3 protein-coding genes are annotated in these 3,312 nt (G+C 34.3%); 1 reads left to right on the top strand and 2 read right to left on the bottom strand.

Translation table 11 applies throughout. From position 1 onward, the window contains the following. Positions 1-795 (top strand): SulP family inorganic anion transporter (locus M0Q17_RS10995; protein ID WP_295086797.1); only part of this gene is annotated, 795 nt, incomplete at its 5' end. Here M0Q17_RS10995 and M0Q17_RS10990 read toward each other — a convergent pair. Together M0Q17_RS10990 and M0Q17_RS10985 are read right to left on the bottom strand one after the other, a co-directional pair. Continuing rightward, positions 776-1,993, bottom strand: a complete 1,218-nt coding sequence (locus tag M0Q17_RS10990) for an EAL domain-containing protein (protein WP_295086795.1) — start codon at positions 1,991-1,993, stop codon at positions 776-778. The two genes, M0Q17_RS10995 and M0Q17_RS10990, sit on opposite strands and share 20 nt — an antisense overlap. Before the next feature lie 2 nt (positions 1,994-1,995). Continuing rightward, a partial coding sequence (locus M0Q17_RS10985) for a hypothetical protein (RefSeq protein WP_366835381.1) occupies positions 1,996-3,312 on the bottom strand: 1,317 nt, incomplete at its 5' end.

Genomic DNA, 3,312 nt, shown 5'->3' with positions numbered 1-3,312 from the left:
GCAAATATAGTCTCTCCTTTGTTTGGCGGCATTGCAGCAACTGGAGCAATAGCTAGAACCGCAACAAATGTAAAAAACGGTGGGCGAACTCCGATAGCGGGTATCGTACATGCTATAACTCTGCTTTTAATTATGCTTATATTTGCAAACTATGCAAAGCTTATTCCCATGGCATGTCTGGCTGGAATTTTAATCGTTGTAGCATACAATATGAGCGAATGGCGCTCCTTTATCTCAATTTTAAAAGGCTCTCCTTTTGACATTATAGTTCTACTAAATACCTTTTTTCTTACAATCTTTGTAGATTTAACCGTAGCTATACAAATCGGTGTCGTTTTATCTTCACTGCTATTTATGAAAAGAATGGCAGATATCGGCATAAAAATTCCATCTAAAGTTGACAGCGATTTGCTTGAGGATTATTCTGATTTGCCTAAAGAAGTTTCTATATATGAGATTAGCGGTCCACTCTTTTTTGCTTCTGCTAAACAGTATTCTGTAATGATAAAGGAGATAGGACTTAAGAGTAAAATATTGATTATTCGTATGCGCCATGTTCCTTTTGCTGACTCAACTGCTCTTCATGATTTTGAACAGATGATAAAAACACTTCAAAAATCAGATGTCAAACTGATTCTCTCTGGTGTAAACAGCTCTGTACTTCAAGACTTGAAAAGACATAAGATAGCATCTTTAATCGGGAATGAAAACATACTAGACTCGTTTGATAAAGCGGTGCAATATGCAAAAAATATTGTTATTCAAATGCGTGAGCCTAAAGCAGATCTGCTTTAGGCTCACCAAAATAGTACCCCTGAGAAAAATCAACCCCTAACTCTTCTACTTTTGCCTGAACTTCACCATTGTGTACAAACTCCGCTATAACTTTTATATTGCTTTTTTTACATAATGAAACTATCGTCTCTACGATAATTAAACTCTTTATATCACTCAAAATATTTTTTATAAAGGAGCCATCTATTTTGAGATAATCCGGCGAAAACCTTAAAAGTCTAGAGAAGTTTGAACTCTGAGAGCCAAAATCATCGATAGATATTTTAAAACCATGATATCTAAGCATATTTAACTGTTTAATAATTTCAGGCGTATCAAGAGTGCTAATATCCTCAAGCATCTCTAATGATAATCTTGATGGTTTTATATCATACTTTTTAGCACATTTTAAAAGAAACTCCTCTAAGTAGTTCAGATGTAAATCCACACTTGTGATGTTTATTGAAAACTCATACTCGTTGCTGCTGAATTTTTTAAAACTTTGCTCAATTACGGTTTTTGTAACTAAAGAGAGGGTGCCCGTCAATCTAGATGCTTCCATAAACCTTATCGGAGGCGTTATTATCCCCTCATCTAATATTCTTATCAAACACTCATATTTTTGGATTTTCTTTGTTTTATTATTGATTATAGGTTGATAGTAGGTAATGAGTTGCTCATTTTCAAATGCCTCTTTTATCTTATCAATCCAGTAGATATTCTCTTGCTGTCTTTTTATGTAGCTAGAGTTAGGGTCATAAATTTTATAAGAGGCTCTTCTGTGTTCTCGCAACTCTTTTATGGCTATTCTGGCATTTTTTAATATCTCGCTGCCTCTACCTGTTGAGACACCTATACTTACGGATACTTTTATATCTATGTCATCTAAAACTAAAATATCTGTTTGATCAAAAAAAGAGACCATAGAACTTGCATCATCACGGAGCGTTTTTAAACTTAGCTTATTTGTTGATACAAGTACGAACTCATCTGAGTTTAATCTAAAGAGTTTTGAATTGTACGGCTTGACAATAGCTATCAGTTTTGCCATTTCTATAAGTAACAAATCACCTATTTTAAATCCATAAGCATTGTTGACATTGCTAAAATTGTCTATATCTATTAAAAATATATTAGCATATTCTAGATTTTGCAAATATTTTATTAAAGCAAATCTACTAGGTAAGTTCGTTAGTGAATCTATATACATATCTTGCATGACTACCTACTTTTCACGAGGATATAACTCTGTGGCTGTATGGATCTGTATTTTGGCATACCCATGCCTATTGTTGCATTTACATATGTCGGATCTGCGATGACATAATCCTTTGAGCCTGCCTTTACCTTCTCTCCATCAAGCGGAATATAGAGTGCTGTTGCCATGTGATCTTTATATTTTACACCTACTACGCTCACCTCAAAAAGCTCTTTTATAAGATAGGAAAACAAAACTGCCCTATCTTCACAATCCGATTTGTCAAAATAGAGAGTCTCCTGTGCAAACATTACCTTCTCTCTTGAAAACTGTTGCTCATCTTGCTCATATTTAAATGCCTTTTGCACAAAGGCAAGCACAAAGTTCATAGCCTCACTAGCTTTTTTGCCATCTATATATTTTTTGATTGCCGTCGCCAAATCTTTATATGTTTTAGTCTCAATCGGAGCATTAAAAAAAGTTTCGTAATCTGCTTGAGGGTAAGAAGCCATAAAATCTATAAGATTTTTGTTGTAGGAAATGGGAATATCATATCTTTTGTCAAAATGAAAAAAGCTTAAAACTTTACTCTGAGTGTTCTGCTTTAATGCAGGAAGTATATCTAAAGAGAGATCAAGAGATTTAGTAGATCCGGGATAGTCCTGTTTATAGGAAAAAATTCTTTGGGCATCATTTTTTGCATAGCTAGATAAAATATAGTATTTCTTCTCATCAAAATTATAGCTTGGCGTAGAGTAGATTGTTTTTGCCGAGTAGTGCATCAGAACTACATGTTTTTTATCTAAGCCTATCTTTACCGCGTAACCTAGTTTACTTAGCAAAAACCAGCTGAGAAGTTTAGAGTTGTCTCTATTTTCATATGTATTGTCTGAAATTTTTGAAACTAAAAGATAGATACCCCAATCATTTAGATTCATAGCTTTTGAGAGTTTTTGTATATCTAAAAGCAGAGGTTCATACTTACTTGAAGCTACGCTGTCAAAAAAGTTTGCTATTGCACTCTGCCCTGAAGGATAAAAATTTGCTTCTTTAATCCCCTTTGGAATATAAAATCCCACATGCAAACCGTAAAAATCAAATGAAATATCTTTTGGTTTTTTCTCCAAAGAGTCAAGATCCGCCTGCGCTTGCGGCACTACTAACGACTCCTCTTTAGCTGACTCATTATCTTCAATCTTTATATTTATCTTTGGTCCGACAGGATTTAGTGCTTGAGGTCTTGCAGGTTCAATATTTAGGGGTTTTTGCTTCTCGTAGAAAAGTTTAGGTTCTTCAAGAGTATATGCTTTCCACTCTTGCTTTAGATATTGGCTAAAAGC

Source organism: Sulfurimonas sp., assembly GCF_023229105.1.
GTDB lineage: Bacteria > Campylobacterota > Campylobacteria > Campylobacterales > Sulfurimonadaceae > Sulfurimonas.
Note: the sequence above shows the minus strand (reverse complement) of the source record. Positions and strands in the feature narration are given on the sequence as shown.